1 protein-coding gene is annotated in these 1,613 nt (G+C 69.2%); it reads left to right on the plus strand.

Annotated elements, in window-relative coordinates; all coding sequences use genetic code 11:
• Positions 1–143 precede the first annotated feature (143 nt).
• A complete protein-coding gene (locus tag ACWFR1_RS40290; RefSeq protein WP_453561074.1) occupies positions 144–1,601 on the plus strand; it encodes an NF041680 family putative transposase in 1,458 nt (485 codons plus the stop codon).
• Positions 1,602–1,613: the final 12 nt, after the last annotated feature.

The raw sequence follows: 1,613 nt of genomic DNA on the forward strand, positions 1-1,613 counted from the left end.
CTAGCTTGATCTTTAACGTGTGGCGTCGAACGGTGCGTCGTACTTGATCACTCGGTTCGGTAACCGCCGTACACGGAAGCGGCCTTCGTCTGAACATGTGCTCCGACCAAGGAACACACACGTCCAGCGCGAAGGCCGTGAGGATGAGTCTGCAGTATCACGACGCCCGGCAGGATTCGCTGGCGGAACTGTCACGCTTCCGGGGTGAGTTCTACTCCTGTCTCACCGCCCGTTCGGATGCGTTGTTCGAGCTGGCCGACGCGGTTCTGTGCGGGGACGGGCCGGTGAGGTCGCTGGCCGAGCTGTCGCTGGTGGGCGAACACCGCCGTGGTCACGGAGGGCTTTACGCCGCCGTCGCACAGGGCCGGGTCGACGCGGACCGGATGCGACGGGCCCTGGCCTCGGTGCCGCTGCCACGGGCGGCCGACGGCCGGCTGGTCCTGGCCGTCGACGTCACGTGCTGGCTGCGGCCGGACGCCCACACCTCACCGGAGCGGATCCTGTGTCATACCTACGGCCGGGGCAAGGACCAGCACATTCCCGTTCCCGGGTGGCCATACTCGATCGTCTGCGCGCTGGAACCCGGCCGCAGCTCGTGGACCGTCCCGCTGGACGCGTTGCGTCTGACACCTGGGGACGACACCGCCACCGTCACCGCCCGGCAGCTGCGCGAACTGGTCGAGCGGCTGATCACCACAGGTCAGTGGCAGAGTGCGGACCCGGACGTCCTCATCGTCGCGGACGCCGGATACGACGCACCCCGCCTGGCCCACATCCTGCGGGACCTGCCCGTGCAGGTCCTGGCCCGCATGCGGTCGGACCGTGTCCTGCGCAGGCCAGCCCCGCCGCGGCAGCCTCACACCATGGGCCGACCGCCCCGGCACGGCGGGGAGTTCGTCTTCGGGCAGCCCGACACCTGGGGCACTCCGGACACCCACACCGTCACCGACACGCGCCTCTACGGCACCGCCACCGCCCGGTCCTGGGACCGGCTCCACCCCAAGCTCACCCACCGCTCGTCCTGGGCCGCGGCCGATGGCTCGCTCCCGATCGTCGAGGGGACCGTGATCCGTCTGGACATCGACCATCTGCCCAGCGGAGCCACCCCGAAGCCGGTCTGGCTGTGGTGGTCGGGTACGGACGCCACCGAAGCGGACAGCGACCGACTCTGGCAGGCATACCTGCGTCGTTTCGACATCGAGCACACCTTCCGCCTGTTCAAGCAGACCCTCGGCTGGACCTGCCCGAAGATCCGCACCCCCGAGGCGGCCGACCGATGGACCTGGCTGATCCTCGCGGCCTACACCCAACTCCGTCTCGCCCGGCCACTGGCAGCCGACCGGCGTCACCCATGGGAGAGGCCCGTCTCCTCAGACAGGCTGACCCCGGCACGTGTCCGCCGCGACTTTCGGCACATCCGCCCCAAGGTCGTCTGCCCGGCCAGGGCACCGAAACTCACCCGCCCCGGACCTGGACGACCGCCCGGCCGAAAGAACACCCGACCCACCCCACGCCACGACGTCCACACACCCCGCAAGACGGGCACTGCCACGTCCCGGAACAAGAAGTCGACCACTCCTCGCCCACGCCGCACAGGTTAAAGATCAAGCTAG

It is taken from the genome of Streptomyces sp. NPDC055103, from assembly GCF_053607625.1.

What these genes read in the sequence shown, in the direction of transcription:
- ACWFR1_RS40290 (WP_453561074.1), top strand. Translation starts at nt 144, where the DNA reads ATGAGTCTGCAGTATCACGACGCCCGGCAGGATTCGCTGGCGGAACTG.